The 15,538-nt window shown below is 73.7% G+C and carries 13 protein-coding genes; 6 read left to right on the top strand and 7 right to left on the bottom strand.

Annotation, left to right across the window (positions count from 1 at the left end; translation table 11 throughout):
* Window positions 1-124: 124 nt before the first annotated feature.
* From efeB to IF30_RS0101665, 3 genes are all read right to left on the bottom strand, one after another.
* Window positions 125-1,558: an iron uptake transporter deferrochelatase/peroxidase subunit gene (gene efeB / locus IF30_RS0101675; RefSeq protein ID WP_078891055.1), complete on the bottom strand. Its 1,434-nt coding sequence runs from the start codon at window positions 1,556-1,558 to the stop codon at window positions 125-127.
* Window positions 1,558-3,618 (bottom strand): iron uptake transporter permease EfeU, encoded by a 2,061-nt coding sequence (gene efeU, locus IF30_RS0101670; protein WP_030230858.1) that lies wholly within the window; start codon window positions 3,616-3,618, stop codon window positions 1,558-1,560. Before efeU ends, efeB begins: the two co-directional genes overlap by 1 nt.
* Window positions 3,619-3,936: 318 nt before the next feature.
* Window positions 3,937-4,257, bottom strand: coding sequence for a hypothetical protein (locus tag IF30_RS0101665; protein ID WP_030230855.1), 321 nt, complete (start codon window positions 4,255-4,257; stop codon window positions 3,937-3,939).
* Window positions 4,258-4,665: 408 nt separating this feature from the next.
* Between IF30_RS0101665 and IF30_RS0101660 the strand changes: the two genes are divergently transcribed.
* A complete protein-coding gene (locus IF30_RS0101660) occupies window positions 4,666-6,288 on the top strand; it encodes a cytochrome b (RefSeq protein ID WP_030230853.1) in 1,623 nt (540 codons plus the stop codon).
* Window positions 6,289-6,406: 118 nt separating this feature from the next.
* On the opposite strand, the gene IF30_RS0101655 is transcribed toward IF30_RS0101660, so the two are convergent.
* Window positions 6,407-6,724, bottom strand: coding sequence for a cytochrome C oxidase subunit I (locus tag IF30_RS0101655; RefSeq protein ID WP_158834687.1), 318 nt, complete (start codon window positions 6,722-6,724; stop codon window positions 6,407-6,409).
* Window positions 6,725-7,365: 641 nt separating this feature from the next.
* On the opposite strand from IF30_RS0101655, the gene IF30_RS0101650 reads away from it, so the two are divergent.
* The gene (locus tag IF30_RS0101650) at window positions 7,366-8,022 is read left to right on the top strand and encodes an NADPH-dependent F420 reductase (RefSeq protein WP_030230847.1); all 657 of its coding nucleotides are present in this window, start codon (window positions 7,366-7,368) and stop codon (window positions 8,020-8,022) included.
* Window positions 8,023-8,099: 77 nt separating this feature from the next.
* The gene (locus tag IF30_RS0101645) at window positions 8,100-8,531 is read left to right on the top strand and encodes a YchJ family protein (protein WP_030230845.1); all 432 of its coding nucleotides are present in this window, start codon (window positions 8,100-8,102) and stop codon (window positions 8,529-8,531) included.
* Window positions 8,532-8,591: 60 nt separating this feature from the next.
* On the opposite strand, the gene IF30_RS0101640 is transcribed toward IF30_RS0101645, so the two are convergent.
* Window positions 8,592-9,617: a polysaccharide deacetylase family protein gene (locus IF30_RS0101640; RefSeq protein WP_030230842.1), complete on the bottom strand. Its 1,026-nt coding sequence runs from the start codon at window positions 9,615-9,617 to the stop codon at window positions 8,592-8,594.
* A 268-nt stretch (window positions 9,618-9,885) separates the two neighbouring features.
* Between IF30_RS0101640 and IF30_RS0101635 the strand changes: the two genes are divergently transcribed.
* Window positions 9,886-10,425 carry a GNAT family N-acetyltransferase gene (locus tag IF30_RS0101635; RefSeq protein WP_030230840.1) on the top strand — a complete coding sequence of 180 codons (540 nt, stop codon included), beginning with the start codon at window positions 9,886-9,888 and terminating at the stop codon, window positions 10,423-10,425.
* A 46-nt stretch (window positions 10,426-10,471) separates the two neighbouring features.
* Here IF30_RS0101635 and IF30_RS0101630 read toward each other — a convergent pair whose 3' ends face one another.
* Window positions 10,472-11,389, bottom strand: coding sequence for a carbohydrate kinase family protein (locus IF30_RS0101630; RefSeq protein ID WP_234322546.1), 918 nt, complete (start codon window positions 11,387-11,389; stop codon window positions 10,472-10,474).
* Window positions 11,390-11,722: 333 nt separating this feature from the next.
* Here IF30_RS0101630 and IF30_RS0101625 point away from each other — a divergent pair, with 333 nt between their 5' ends.
* Together IF30_RS0101625 and IF30_RS0101620 are read left to right on the top strand one after the other, a co-directional pair.
* Complete coding sequence (locus tag IF30_RS0101625) at window positions 11,723-13,312, top strand: M1 family metallopeptidase (protein WP_051709016.1); 1,590 nt, start codon at window positions 11,723-11,725, stop codon at window positions 13,310-13,312.
* Window positions 13,313-13,569: 257 nt separating this feature from the next.
* Entirely contained in the window at window positions 13,570-13,806 is a 237-nt protein-coding gene (locus tag IF30_RS0101620; RefSeq protein ID WP_030230832.1) for a hypothetical protein, read from the top strand.
* 22 nt (window positions 13,807-13,828) lie between these two features.
* On the opposite strand, the gene IF30_RS0101615 is transcribed toward IF30_RS0101620, so the two are convergent.
* Window positions 13,829-15,391, bottom strand: a complete 1,563-nt coding sequence (locus IF30_RS0101615; protein ID WP_030230830.1) for a sigma-70 family RNA polymerase sigma factor — start codon at window positions 15,389-15,391, stop codon at window positions 13,829-13,831.
* Window positions 15,392-15,538: the final 147 nt, after the last annotated feature.

Genomic DNA, 15,538 nt, shown 5'->3' with positions numbered 1-15,538 from the left:
CGCCCAGCCCACGCCAGACCCGCACCCGGCCCGCACCGGACCGCGCCCGGCCCGCACCCGGGTCGTACCGGACCGCGCCCAGCCCGCACCCGGCCCGCACCCGGGTCGTACCGGACCGCGCCCGTCAGGCGGCGGCCAGCAGCCCCCGCCCGAGCCAGTCGGCGTTGTCCTTCACGCCCGGCAGGACGAAGAAGTACCCGCCGCCGGTCGGCGAGATGTAGTCCACCAGCGGCTCGCCGATGAGCCGGGTCTGGGTGGCCTCGAACTGCCGCACCACGTCCTGCTGGTAGCAGCAGAACACCAGGCCCATGTCCAGGTTGCCCGCCTTGTCGATGCCCCGGTCGTAGTTGAAGCCCCGGCGCAGGATCCGCGAGCCGTCGGTGTCGGCGGTGCGCGGGTTGGCGAGCCGGATGTGCGCGTCGAGCGGGATCACCTTGCCGTCCGGGTCCTTGGCGTAGTCCGGCGCGTCGGTCTCCTGGCGGCCGTCCAGCGGCGCGCCGGTGTCGCGGCGGCGGCCGAACATCTTCTCCTGCTCGGTGAGGGTGACGCGGTCCCAGAACTCGATCAGCATCCGGATGATCCGGATCACCTGGTAGCTGCCGCCGGTGGCCCAGCCGGGTTCGCCCGTCCCGTCGGTGACCCAGACCAGCCGGTCCATCTCGCGCGAGGAGGTGGTGTCCGGGTTGACGATGCCGTCCTTGAAACCGAGCAGGTTGCGCTGCGCACCGTCCGGACGGGACTGGTTCTGGAAGCCGTCGATCCGCCAGAGGATCTGCATCGCGCCCCGGGTGTGCCGGGTGAGGTCGCGCAGGGCGTGCAGCACGGTGTCCTGCCGGTCGGCGCAGATCTGCAGCGAGAGGTCGCCGTGCAGTTCGGCGGCTTGGAGGTTGTCGTTGGGGAACGTCTTCATCGGCGCCAGCTTGACCGGCTTGGCCTTGGCCAGGCCGTAGCGGTCGTCGAAGAGCGAGGCGCCGACGCCGACCGTGACGGTCAGGTTGTCGGTGGGGACGGTCGGGCCGAGGATTCCGCTGTCCGAGGGCGGCGCGCCGACGCCGAGGTCGGGCGGGGTGCCGCCGGCGGTGAGGAAGCGGATCCGCTCGGTCAGGGTCCTGAGGAGGTCTTCGAGGCCCTTTCGGTCCTGGGCGATGACCTGGCAGGAGACGAAGGCCGCGTGGGCCGGGGCCGGGGTGGTGACGCCGGCCTGGTGGTCGCCGTGGAACGGCACCGCCCCGCTCTTCGCCGGTCGGCTGTCCCCTGCGGCGGCCGGATCGGCACCGAGGGTGAGGGCGCCGCCGGCAAGCACGGCCGCTCCGGCACCGGCGCCGAGCGCGGCCCGCACGAAGCTGCGCCGGGCCGGGCCTGCCGGGCAGCCGCCCTGCGCGGCGGCTTCGACCACGGCGTCCTCGACGACAGCGGCTTCCACCACGGCGGCTTCCCCGACAGCGGCTTCCACCACGGCGGCCTCGCCGACAGCCGCTTCGACCACGGCGGTGTCACTGACGACAGCCGCCGCGTGCGGGAACGGGCAGGAGCCGGCGGCTGCGGTGTGGTCGGTCATCAGGCGGCCTTCCGGATCTCGAGCAGGGCGGGGATGGGGGCGAGGTCTTCGAGCAGTTGGCCGGTGGCGCCGTCGAGCTGACGGCGGCGGTCGGCGGGGAGCCGGTCGACCGGGGTCCAGCCCTCGGGCCGGTGCGCGGCGGCCACGAGGTCGCCGACCCGCTTCATCCCGGCGTTCACCCGCACCAGTACCTGCGGATCGCGCTCGTCGAGCAGCGGCTGCAGCAGCGTCAGCAGCTCCTGGGTGCCCGCCAGGTTGGCCTGGGCGGTGGCCAGGGTGGTGCCGCTGCCCATGTCGGTGTCGCCGGTCAGTTCGAACTGGAGGGTGTTCTCCAGGATCTCGTGGGCGCGCAGCGGCAGGGCGCCGGGATCGAAGTCCTGCCCGGGGAAGTCGTGCACCAGTTTGGCGACGTTCTGGGCCAGCTCGTCGGCGACGGGCGTCAGGTCGGCGGCGGACTGGCCGTGCCAGAGGCCGTACTCCAGGCGCAGGAAGCCGGTGAAGCCCGGGTCCTGGTACTTGTCGGCAAGGCCGTCCGGGCGCCCGTCGATCTTGCCGTCGAGGTCGGCGAAGGTGCCGTAGGCCGCACCGAGTGCGGCGTACTGCAGGTGGGCGGTGAGCCAGTCGGCCTCGGCGGTGGCGAGGTCGCCGGAGTGCACGTCGGCCTGGAGCTTCTGGGTCTGCGTCATGAGCGCGGCGAGGCCCTGGACGACGTAGTCCTTGTAGCTGTCGAGCGGGGCCTTGAGGTCGTCCTCGGAGACCGGCTTGACGGCCTTCACCTCGCTGCCGCCGGTGACGTGCACGGCGGTGGAGGTGACGGACGTGCCGCCGGTGGGCACGCAGCGCCAGGCGTAGTCGCCAATGCCGATGGTGGCGGTCAGGGCCCGGGTGGTGCCGGGGGCCAGGCCCTCGATCTCGCCGTAGACCGCGCCGGTGCCCGGGTCGACCAGGTACACCTCGGAGACCTTGTCGCCGGTGTTGTGCATCTGGAACACCTGCTGGCCGGGCTGCGGGGAGCCGAATCCCCGGCCGCACTCCCGCTCGGAGACGGAGACGGTGGCGGAGCCGTCCTGCTTGCCGTCGCTGACCGCGACCACGGCGCCGGCCACCACGACGGGCACGGCGACCAGCGCGGTGGGCAGCACCCAGCGCGGACGGCCGGGGCGCACCGGCGCGGCCGCGTCCCCGGTGGCTGCGGCCGTCGGAACCGACGCGGTCCCGGAGCCCGCCGCGGGGGCCTGAGCGCTCGCGCCGCCCCGGACGCCGTCGATGAACGTCGTCATGACGATGCCCAGGTACGCGACGTAGCCGACGACCTGCAGGACGGTCATGGTGACGGTCAGGTTGAGCGTGCCCTGGACGAGGGTGGCGTACCAGGACGAGGCGTCCAGGTGGCCGCTCAGGTCGAAGGCGTACGTGCTGCCGCCGCCGACCAGGCCGGACTCCTGCAGGTCGCGCAGGCCGTAGCCGAGCACGCCCGCCGCGACGACGATGAGGCCGGCGCCGGTGACGGTGAAGAACCGGGTGAGGTTCATCTTCAGCGCCCGCCGGTACAGGCCCCAGCAGAGCGCGGTGGAGAGCACCAGGCCGGCGGCCGCGCCGATCAGCGGCCCGGTGGACTCCCCGGCGGTGCGCACGTTGGTCCACAGGAAGAGGGAGGTCTCCAGGCCTTCGCGGGCGACCGCGAGGAAGCTGGTGAGGACCAGGGCGCCGGCGCCCATCGCCAGCGAGGCCTGGACCTTCTCCTTCAGTTCGGCGGAGAGGGTACGGGCCGAGCGGCGCATCCAGAACACCATCGCGGTGACGAAGCAGACCGCGATCAGGCTGAGCACCCCGCCGAACGCCTCCTGGGCGTGGCCGGACAGGTTGGCGGCGGTGAAGGTGAGTACCGCTCCGAAGCTCAGGCTGAGTGCGAGGGCCGCCGCGACGCCCGTCCACACCTGGGGCAAACGGTTCTTCTGGCCGGCCCGGACCAGTGTGGCGACCAGGATCGACACGATCAGTCCGGCTTCCAGGCCTTCGCGCAGCCCGATCAGGAAGCTGGGAAACGCCTCATCCCACATGCAGCGGGCTCCTCCCCCGGGCCGCCCCGGGCCGTCACCTGTCCTCGCCCCGCCGCGGTGGCGGTGGAGCGGCACAGCCGAACGCCCCGGACGTGGTGGTCCAGGGCGCTTCGGCTTAGCTTAGGCAAACCTTAGGGCCGAGCTGGTCAACTGCACCCCAGCTTCAGGTAAGGGTTCGGTATGGGAAGCCCGGGGTGCTCGCCGGACCCGCAGTTTCGCCCGCGTGGCGCCCACGCCAGGCGCGGCACGCACAGCGGGCACGGCACGCACGGCAGACGCGGCACGCACAACGGGTGCGGCACGTACGGCAGGCGCGGGTCACCCCCACCACTGCTCCGGCACCGGCTCCGGCTCGGCCAGGACCGTCACCGGTTCGGCGGAGCGCACGAGCAGCTCGCCCGTCTCCGTCTCGGCGACCAGGTGGCCGCACTCGCGCAGGACGAGCGCGGCGGCGGCGCTCAGGGCCGCGCGCGCCTCCCGGGTCGGCGGCCCGTCCGGGTCCGCGCCCGGGCTCCAGCCGACCACCACTCCCTCGGGGTGATGGCCGATCCGAAGCGGTGAGGGGCCCGGCGCGGTGTCGAACCCGGCGCGGGCCAGGGCGTCGGTGACGTCCTCGAACAGTTCACGGTGATCCACCATTGGCGCAGCGTAGGCCGTGGATCGCGCGACCCCCGGACGCGGCGCGCGCCGAAACGGTTCAGCGGCACCCGACCGCAGCATCGACACCCGTTGAGCCGACCGGCGGCCAGCCGATCGGGCGTCAGGAACCCCCGTCCGGCCCGACACGAGCGGCCGGACGGCCCGATGGACGTGCACAGTCGGCCCCCTGCCGACAGCATGACAGAGTAAGCGGTCCATCACCCTGAGCAACGAGTCCAGCGGGCCCCCGGGTCCGCGCGCCGGTCCGGCCGGCGGGCCCGTATCGAGAGGTCCCATGATCACAACACTTCGCCGGCCGGCGTTCTCGCCGGCGGGTCTCCAGCAGGGCGCGCCGAGAACGCCGGGGAGCCCGTCGTGAGCACCGACCAGCAGTCGCAGCCGGGACCGGTGACCAGCACGCGCGCCAAGCCCGCCAACAAGGTGGAGGCGCTGGCCGACTGGACCGACGGTCGGCTCGGCATCTACGCCCTGGCCAAGTCCAACCTGCGCAAGATCTTTCCCGACCACTGGTCCTTCATGCTGGGCGAGATCGCGCTCTACACCTTCGTCATCATCATCCTGACCGGCGTCTGGCTCACCATGTTCTTCACGCCGAGCATGGGCGAGGTCGTCTACGACGGGTCGTACGTGCCGCTCAAGGGCATCCCGATGTCGGAGGCCTACGCCTCGACGATCAACATCAGCTTCGAGGTCCGCGGCGGCCTGCTGATGCGCCAGATCCACCACTGGGCGGCCGTCGTCTTCATCGCCGGGATGCTCACGCACATGATGCGCGTGTTCTTCACCGGTGCCTTCCGCAAGCCCCGCGAGATCAACTGGGTCTTCGGCGCGCTGCTGCTGATCCTCGGCATGTTCGACGGCTTCATGGGCTACTCCCTGCCCGACGACCTGCTCTCCGGCACCGGCATCCGGTTCATGGAGGGCGCGATCCTGGCCGTCCCGATCGTCGGCACCTACCTGCAGTTCTTCCTGTTCGGCGGCGAGTTCCCGGGGCACGACATCATCCCGCGCCTGTTCACCGTCCACGTGCTGCTGATCCCGGGAATCATGCTGGGCCTGCTGGCGGCGCACCTGATCCTGGTCTTCTACCACAAGCACACGCAGTTCGCCGGGGCCGGCCGCACCAATGAGAACGTGGTCGGCATGCCGCTGCTGCCGGTCTACACGGCCAAGGCGGGCGGCTTCTTCTTCCTGGTCTTCGGCGTGGTCGCGGTGATGTCGGCGATCGCCACGATCAACCCGATCTGGGCGTACGGCCCCTACCGGCCCGACCAGGTGTCCACGGACGCCCAGCCGGACTGGTACATGGGCTTCTCCGAGGGCCTGATCCGGGTGATGCCCGGCTGGGAGATCAGCGTCTGGGGCGGCCACACCCTCAACCTCGGGGTGTTCATCCCGCTGATGGTCTTCCCGACCGTGCTGCTCGTCATCTGGTGCTGGCCGTTCCTGGAGGCCTGGGTCACCGGGGACCGCGGCGAGCACCACATCGCCGACCGGCCGCGCAACGCCCCGGTCCGTACGGCCTTCGGCGCGGCCTGGATGAGCCTCTACCTGATCCTGCTGGCCGGTGGCGGCAACGACCTGCTGGCCACCCACTTCCACCTCTCGATCAACGCGATCACCTACGCGGTGCGGGCCGGCTTCTTCGCCGTGCCGGTGGTGGTCTTCGTGATCACCAAGCGGTGGTGCCTGGGCCTGCAGCGGCGGGACAAGGAGAAGGTGCTGCACGGCCGGGAGACCGGCGTCATCAACCGGCTCCAGCACGGCGAGTTCGTCGAGGTCCACGCCCCGCTGCCGCAGGGCCGGCTCTACACCCTCACGGCGCACGACCAGCCGCAGCCGACGGACCTGCCGCCCGAGGTGGACGAGAACGGGGTGGTCCGCAGGACCGGCCTGTGGACGCGCACCCGGGTCAAGCTGTCCCGCGGCTTCTACGGCCGGAACAGCCAGATCGCCAAGCCGACCGCGGAGGAGCACGCGGAGGTCACCAGCGGCCACGGCCACCACTGATCCACGGTCGCCACCGATCCACGGTCACCGTCGGTTCCCGAACCGGGCGAGGGCCCGCTGCGCCGGCAACGGCGCAGCGGGCCCTCGTCGCACGTCCGGCGCGAGCGGCCCTGCGGGCTCAGTTCCGCAGGACCGCCGGGGCGACGGCGAACAGCGCCACCGCCAGGGTGACGGAGAGGCAGAGCGCCGCCCAGCGGGTGCAGATCCGGTGGCATTCGCTGCGGTAGCGGGCGGCCAGCCGGCGGCAGCGTTCGACGGCGCGGTCCACGACCTCCTCGGCGTAGCGCAGCCGGTCGGCGGTGTAGGCCTGCTCGATGCTCTCCCGCTCCGCGGCCGGCAGCCAGGCGAACTGCCCGGCGAAGGCGCGGGCGTCGCGCTCGGCCGCCGCCACCTCGGCCTCCCAGGCCAGGAAGCCCTCGATACGGGCGAACTCCACGCGGGAGTCCACCCGGCCGCCGCTTCCGGCGGCCCTGCCCCGGCGCGGGCTCCGCGCTCGCGGCGGACGCTGCCTGCCATCCATGACCGCTCCTCATGTCGAGTCGTCCCGCCCGGTCGGCGCGCGGGATCCGGCTCCGCGACGGATCCCTCCGCAACCAGGCAACTACTATCAGTGACAACCCGAGCCGGGTCGGGCGACTCGCCGAGCCCCGGCAACCCGGCCATGGCCCGGGGCGCGGAGAAGTCGCGCGCCGCGCACACTCGCGCGCCACGCGACGTACGGCCGACCATCGCCGCCGGACCGCCCGGGACCGTCGAACCCGCCCGCGGCGGGCGCCCGTTGCCGCTCGACCCCACAGCGCCCGCGTCAGGCCGTCCGGTTCCGCCGCGCCGACGGGCGAGGCCCGGGCGACGTACCCGCCCGCACCCGGTGGGCGACGCTCACCCCTGAGAACGCGCCCCCCGGCCGGACCGGGTACGCCGGCGCCGCCACGGCCCGAGCGGGTGCGTCGCCGCCATGTCCGCCATCGGGACGGAGAGGTGATCCGGGTGTTCCGGCCGAACTGACGCCGGGTCAACTATGGTCGTCGCCGGAACGTCCGATCGGGACGGGCCTCCACCTGACGAGACGGGGAAACGGTGCGGATCGGAATCATCGGCACGGGCATGGTCGGGCAGACCCTGGGGAGCAAACTGGTCTCGCTCGGCCACCAGGTGACGCTGGGCTCCCGGAGCAAGGACAACGAGAAGGCGCTGGCCTGGGCCGCACAGGCCGGCCCCGACGCCCACTGCGGGACCTTCGCCGAGGCGGCCGCCTTCGGCGAGGCGGTGCTGAACGCCACCGGCGGGACGGTCGCCCTCGCGGCGCTGCGGGCCGCCGGGGCGGAGCACCTCGACGGGAAGCTGCTGATCGACGTCTCCAACCCGCTGGTGTTCGATCCGGCGGGCCAGGTGAGCCTTGACCCGGTGAACACCGACAGCGTCGGCGAGCGGATCCAGCGCGAGTTCCCCGGGGCCCGGGTCGTCAAGGCGCTCAACACCATCAACTGCGAGCTGATGGCGGACCCGGGCAGGCTCACCGGCGAGCACAACCTCTTCATCGCCGGGAACGACGCGGCGGCCAAGGCCGAGACCGTCGCGCTGCTCGGCGAGTTCGGCTGGCCGGCCGAGTGGATCCTCGACCTCGGGGACATCACGGCCGCCCGGGCCACCGAGATGATGATGCCGTTCTGGCTCCGGATGATGCGGCACTTCGGCAACGCCGAGTTCAACTACTCCTTCCGGCGCCCGGCGTAACGCGGACGGGCCGGAGCGGGCCGGGCCTGGCCGCCGGGCGGGCGGGAGCCTCCCGGCGGTGAGGGAGAATGGACCCCATGTCCCGACCTCGCCCCGCGCCCCGCTCCGCCGCGCCCCGACTGCTGCCCTCCTCCCCGTGCCCGTGCGGCCTGCCCGCCGCCTACGGGGACTGCTGCGGCCGGATGCACCGCGGACTGACGGCGGCCACCACCGCCGAGTCCCTGATGCGCTCCCGGTTCAGCGCCTTCGCCGCGCAGGACGAGGCGTACCTGCTGCGCACCTGGCACCCGGACACCAGGCCCGACGAGGTCGACTTCGACCCGGCGCTGCGCTGGACCCGACTGGAGGTGGTCTCCACCACCGAGGGCGGTGCGTTCCACGCGGAGGGCACGGTCGCGTTCCGGGCGTACTGGACCGAGGGTGGCGAGGAGGGAGTGCTCGCCGAGCACAGCCGCTTCGTGCGGCACGAGGGCGCCTGGGTGTACCTCGACGCCCTCTCGCTCGGCTGATCGTCCCCGCTCAGGCCGCTGCCGTCGCCCTCTGGCCGGCCGCGTTCCTCCGGGTCGTCGTCACAGGTAGTCGTCCAGGCGGCCCAGCGAGAAGCCGGCCGCGGTGACGTCGTTGACGACCTTGCGCAGGAGGTCGGGCATGGACGCCTTCCAGATGTCGGTGCCCCGGAAGTGGGTGAGGATGATGTCGCCCGGGTGCAGCTTCCGGTCGTCGTAGCGCCACTCCATGTGGTCCGGGAAGGCCTCCTCGTTCCACAGCGGCACCGCCTGCACCCCGCAGGAGGCCGCCGCGCGCAGCGTGTCGTCGTTGTACTCGCCGTACGGCGGCCGGAACAGCCGGGGGCGGACGCCGATCTGCTGTTCCAGTTGGTCCTGCTGGCTGCAGATCTCCTGGCGCTGGGTCTCGTAGTCCAGGACCTTCAGGTTGCGGTGGTTGATCGTGTGGTTGTTGATCTCGACGCCCTGGGCGTGCATGCCGCGGAAGTAGCCGTAGTTCTCGCGCACCAGGTAGTCGGACACGAAGGCGCTGAGCGGGATCCCGAGTTCCTCGGCCATCCGGGAGAACTCCGGGTCCTTCTCGGCACCGTCGTCGACGGTCAGGAAGACCACCTTGTCGTCGGTCGGCACCCGGTAGACCACGGGCGGGCGGCCGTCGGCGAGCTTGACGCCCTGCACGGGGGTGAGCTGGGCCCTGGTGGCCGGGCGCGGTGGGGCCTTCAGCGGCGGCTGCTCCAGGCCCCACCGCTGGGCGGTCTCCAGGGCGGACCGGACGGTCGCCTCCTTGCGGGCGACCGCCTCGCTGCTGGTCTCCTCCTCCTTCCGGGCCAGGCCGGGCAGCAGCGGCGGCGCCGCGGGCGGTCGGGCCGCGCCCCGGTCGACGGCCTCGGCGGCGCCGGGCGCCGCGCCGGCCTCGACGGCGGGGGCCGCGGGTGCTTCGGCGACGGGGGCCGAGTCCGCCTTGGCCGGGGCGGCCTTCGGCGCGGCGGGGCCGGCCGGTCCGGCGCAGCCGGCGACGACGGCGGTGAGGCAGACGGCGGCCAGCAGGCCGGTCCGTACGTGGCTCCGGCGCTGCTGAGCCCCCCTCAAACCCCCGCTAATCTGACAATCTGATGGTCTGTCCATGGCTGCACTGCTCCCCCGTCGCACACCCCCGCCAATCCCCTCCTCACCCGCGCGGGGCAACGACGCGCCGCGCTCCTTGCCGTTCCTTTGCCGTTCGCCCGACCGCGGTTCGCCCAGCGGTTCGCCCAGCGGTCCGCCCGGTGGTTCGCCCCCGCCTTCACCTCGCCGGACGGCCGGGAGCCGGCCCGAAAACCGATTGCGACCGTGCAGCCGGGGAGTGGATCATGCGCGCATGACGAACACCGCGCCCCGCCCCGGCGACCTCTGGGCCGTCGCCCCGGCCGACGTGACCACTCCCGAGGCCCTGGAGCTGCTGCGCGCGTACTACTACGACGTGGCCAACCGCTACTACCGCCTGCACCTCGGCCGGGAAGGCACCCCGGAGCAGTTGGAGGCCGGCCTGGCCGACTCCCCCAGCGACGACCTCGCCGCCCCCGACGGACTGTTCCTGATCGGCCGGTACGACGGCGTCGCCCACTCGTGCGCCGGCCTGCGGCGGCTCGACGCCGCCACCGTCGAACTGACCCGCGTCTACGTCCGTCCCGGACTTCGCGGCACCGGCGGCGGCGCCCGCCTGCTGGCCGCCGTCGACGGGGCGGCACGCTCCCTGGGCGCCGACCGGATCGTCCTCGACACCCGGCTGGACCTGATCGAGGCCCGCACGCTCTACCTCCGGCACGGCTACCAGGAGATACCCGCCTACAGCAACGGCCCGTACGCCGAGGTCTGGTACGGCAAGGAGCTCACCGTCCGCGGGCAGCAGCGCCGTTGACCGGGCGGGTCGTAAGCCGGCCCGGCCCGGCGCACGGGGTCCGGGGCTACCTCGTGCCGGGGTCCGCACGGGGCTCCCGCCCGTCCGCCAGGGCTTGCGCGAGCTCGGCCGCCGAGGGCGGGTTGGCGCCCGGGCGGGAGACGGTCAGGGCGGCGGCCGTCACGGCACCGGTGAGGCAGGCCGGGAGGTCGGCGCCGCTCGCGCGGGCGTGCAGGAGGGCGGCCATGAAGGAGTCCCCGGCGCCGACGGTGTCCGCGACCCGCACCGGGACGGCCGCGGCCGCCACGCGTCCGCCCTCTGCAGTGCGGGCGAACGCGCCGTCGGCGCCCAGGGTCACCGCGACCACGGAGGGGCCGAGCGTCAGCCAGCGCTCGGCGACCGCCTCCGGCCGCTCGCCCGGGTAGAGCCAGGCCAGGTCCTCGTCACTCGCCTTGACCAGGTCGCTCAGCGCCACGCAACGCTCGACCCGCCGGACCGCCTCCGCCCGCTCCCCCATCAGCGCGGCGCGCACATTGGGGTCGTAGCTGACCTGCGTCCGCCCACGCCACCGTTCCACCAGCGCCAGGACCGCCGCCGCGCCCGGCTCGGTGACCGCGCCGATCGACCCGACGTGGATCGCGGCGGGCGGCTCGGCGGGCTCCGTCGGCGGGAGCGTCCACCCGATGTCGAAGGTGTACCGGGCCTTGCCCTGCCCGTCCAGCTCCACCACCGCGGAGGGTGTCCGCGCGACCTCGGCGGCCCGCACCCGCACGCCCGCCGACTCCAGGTGCGACCGGATCAGCCTGCCGTTGGCGTCCGGCCCGAGCTCGGTGAGCAGCGTGGCCGGGCGGCCCAGCCGGGCCAGGCCGTACGCGACGTTCGCGGGGCTGCCGCCGGGATGCACCCGGTCCGCGGCGCCATCCTTTCGGACGATGTCGGCGACGCACTCGCCGATCACCAGAACGGGCGAAACTGGGCTGGTCACGGCGGCTCCTGGCATCCGGTACGCGGGCGTCGTCTCGGCTGCCAGCCTAGAGGGTGCGTCCGGGCGTCCGGACGGGAGCACCAGGGCATGGAAGTACGGCCGCCGGACCTGGCCAGGTTCTCCGACGGCCGTGGCTCGTCCGTCAGGGGACGAAGCACTCCCGACACTAGACGGCGGCCGGGGGCCGCGCCATCACCGTGGGCCGTCCGGGGGATCACGGTGAGTCGTCGGACGGGCGGGACAGGCGGGCCCGCTGCGCTCCGGCGCTCCCGTAGCATCCGCACTCGCTCCAGCCCCGCTCGGGGCCCGCCTCGTGAAATGCGGTGATCAGCCTTGCCCAGGCCCCGTGCCGGTCTCGTCCTGCCGCTCGCGCTCAGTGCGGTGCTGCTGTTCGCGGGCGTCCCGTCCGCCGGTGCCGCGGACGGGCTCGGCGATCCGGTCTTCCCGGCGCTCGGCAACACCGGGTACCGGGCGCTCGCGTACGACCTGGCCTTCGACTACCGGGCCGAGAGCCGCACCGTGGACGGCACGGCCGTGGTCACCGTGCTGCCCGACCGCACGCTGGCCCGCCTGGAGCTGGACGCGCTCGGGCTGACCGTGCGCGCCGTCCGGGTCGACGGGCGGCCGGCGGCGTTCGCGACGCACGACGAGAAGCTGACCGTGACCCCGGACGGGCCCTTGCGCCCCGGCACCACCAGCGAGTTGACGGTCGAGTACACGGCCGACCCGCGCGCACCGCTGCCGCACACCGGCTGGGTGCCCACCCCGAACGGCTTCGCGGTGGCCGGCCAACCCGCGAGCGCGCACACCGTGTTCCCGTGCAACGACCACCCCAGCGACAAGGCCCGGTTCGCCATCGCGGTGACCGCGCCGGACGGCCTCCTGGGCGTCGCCAACGGCGATTCGGCGGGCACCGAGCACCACGGCGACGGCCGCACCACCCGGCGGTACGTCTCCCGGGAGCCGATGGCCACCGAACTGGTCCAGGTGTCGGTCGGCGACTACACCGTCCGTGAGCGCACCGGCCCGCACGGACTCCCGCTGCGCGACGTCGTCCCGACCGCCCGGGCCGCCGAGCTGGAGCCCGCGCTCGCCCTCACCCCCGGCCAACTCGCCTGGGCCGAAGAGCACCTGGGGCCCTTCCCGTTCGAGACCTACGGCATCATGCCCGCCGACACCGACGACCCGGACGCGTTCGGCTTCACCGGCCTGGAGACCCAGACCCTGACCCTCTACAAGCCGGACTTCCTCCGCCGGCCGGAGGCGGAGATCGGCTCCCACATGATGCACGAGCTGGTCCACTCCTGGTTCGGCGACAGCGTCACCCCGGCCCGGTGGTCCGACCTGTGGATCAACGAGGGCCACGCCGACTTCTACGGTCTGATGTACCGCTACGAGCGCGGCTGGCCGGACGGCTGGGGCCACACCACCCTGGTCGACCGGATGCGCCACCTCTACGGCCTCGGCGACCAGTGGCGGCACGACTCCGGGCCGGTCGCCGCCCCCACCGCCGCGAACCTCTTCGACAGCCAGCGGTACACGGGCGGCGCGCTGGTGCTCTTCGCGCTGCGCGAGAAGGTCGGCGCGGACCTCTTCGACCGGATCGAGCGCACCTTCCTGGGGGAACACCGGTACGGCAACGCCACCACCGAGGACTACGTGCGCACGGCCTCCGAGGTGTCCGGGGAGGACCTGGGCGGGTTCCTCGACGACTGGCTGTACGGGCTGCGGACGCCGCCGATGCCGGGGCACCCGGACTGGACGGTGGAGCCGGTGGAGCCGGTGGGCGCGGCGCCGTTCGGCACTGCGGCGTCCGGCGCCTCGGGCCCGCACGGCACGTCGCGCACGCACGGCACGGCGGGCAGCTCCGGAGCGGCGAGGGCGGGCGGGGTGGCGGTGACGAGAGGCTCCGGGACGCTCTGACGGCGCCGCTGGACCTGCCGGTGCACGCCCCGGCGCGCCAGTTCGCGTCCGGCCGCCCCCTGCGCGCCGCTGACCGGCAGGGGCGGGTGGGGCCATGGTGGTTCCCACGGCCCGCCCGCCGTCCGGCCTGAGTCCCGGCCGGCTCGCGGGCCGTCCAACGCCCTCCCGCGGTCACCGCCGAGCCCGTCCGCCGGTCGTGGGGAGGTTCGCGGCAGCCGCCGCCGTAACCCTTCCGGCGCAGCCTCGTTGGACGGGCCATGAAGAAGCGCAGCATGCTCGCCGTTGCCTCGCTCGCCGTGGGTGTCGTGGCCTCCCTCGCCGCTCCCAGCGCGCACGCCAGTGCCGTCGGCGGGCAGGAGGGACTGCCCGGACCGCTCAGCAGCGCGCCGGACCTGGCGCCGGCCCGGGGCGGCGACGCGGGCGGTGTCGTCGGTCAGGCCACCGGCTTCGTGACCGGCTCGGCGGACGGGCTGGTCGGGGTCACGCCCGCGTAGCCCCCGCGCGTTCCCCTGCCGGTCAGGACATCGGCGCTCCGAGGTCCTGGGTCCAGTACCAGGTGCCGGCCGGACTGGTCGCGACGCCGACGCCCACGTCCTTGAAGCCGCAGTCGAGCAGGTTGGACTGGTGGATGCCGCCGTCCATCCAGCGGGCGAGGACGGCGGCCGGGGTGGTCGGTCCCCGGTCGATGTTCTCGCCCCACTGGGACCAGCGGTAGCCGGCGGCGGTGATCCGGGCATCGGTGCGGACGCCGTCCGGGTTGACGTGGTCGAAGAAGCCGCGGCCGGCCATGTCGTCCGTGTGCTTCTGGGCGGCGGTGTGCAGCCGGGGGTCGATCCGCAGCGGGCCGCAACCCGCCTTGGCACGCTCGGCATTGACCAGGTCCACGAGCTGGCGTTCCGGACTGGGCACCGGCGCGGCCGTGACCGTCCGGGTCGGGGTCGGTGTGGCGGTGGGAGTCGGCGTGACGGTCTCCACGGGCGTCACCACGGGCGACGGGACGGTCGCCACCGGGGCGGCGGCGGCGATCGTCGGGGTGTCCCGGACGGCGACCGGAGCGCTGGGCTCCGGTGCCGCGGCGTGCGGGGGCTCCACGTGCTGCGGCCACACCAGGGCGAGGGTGGACACGGCCACCGCGGCGGCGGCCACGCTCGCCAGGGCGGCCTTGCCGGCGGCCGTGCCGGCCCAGCCGCCGTGCCCTCCCGCGCCGGCGTGGGCCCCGGAGCCGGCGCCGGCGGCAGCGCTCTTGGTGGCGGCGGCCTGGGCGGCGGCGGCCGCGGTGTGCTGGAAGTGCAGCAGGGCGGGCGAGTCGAACGGGATCGGTACCAGTGCGAGGCCGGCCAGTAGTCCCTCGGCGGGGAACAGGTCACGGCCGAGGCCGTCGCAGTCGGCGCAGCCCCGGATGTGGCGGGCGATGCGCTTGCGCCACACCGAGTTCGGGGTGCCGTCGAATCCGGCGGTGACCGCGGTCAGTTCGGGGCAGCGGGGGTAGGCGCTGAGGGCGCGCACGACGACGCGGCCCGCTTCGAGCTGCTTCTTCATCCGCTGGACGCGGACGGCGGTGTGCTGCGGGTTCAGGTCGAGGGCCTCGGCGAGTTCGGACCGGGTGAGTTCGCCGGCGGCCTCCATCCACCACAGGGCGAGCAGTTCGCGGTCGTCGGGATCGAGCCAGCGGGTGGCTTCGGCGACCTCACGGCGCTGGCCGGACAGGCCCAGCCGCAGGATGGTGAGGTCGGTGAAGTCGGCTCGCGGGTCCGGGACCTCCCAGGTCTCGTCCAGACCGCCGACGGTCGGCTGCTGCTGCCCGGCGGTGTGGCGGCGGCGGACCTGGTTCATGGTGATGGCGACCAGCCACGACCGGAACGACGCCGGGTCGCGGAGCCCGTCCAGGCCGTCCAGGGCACGGATCATGGTCTCCTGCGCGACGTCGTCCACGTCGGCGTGGCCGCCGAGGGCGCGGCCGGCCACGTTGTAGACGAGCGGCAGCCAGGCGGCGACCAGCGCCTCCTGGGCCTGCCGGTCGCCTGACTGCGCCGCGACTACCAGGGTCGTCCCGGCCCTGTTCTGCACATCAGCGTTCATGGTCCGCACTCCGTCTTGCCGTGTTTCCGTCCGCCGCTGCCTCCTCGGAGACCTGTGGGGAGTGATCAGATAACAACAATGTGCGCGGAATCGGAAAATCGGCCCGGGTCGGCGGCCGGCTCGGGGCCGGCGCCGGGTCCGGGAGGC

The sequence above is a fragment of the Streptomyces sp. NRRL S-350 genome (assembly GCF_000719705.1).
Lineage (GTDB): Bacteria > Actinomycetota > Actinomycetes > Streptomycetales > Streptomycetaceae > Kitasatospora.
This window is presented reverse-complemented; position numbering and strand designations above follow the sequence as displayed.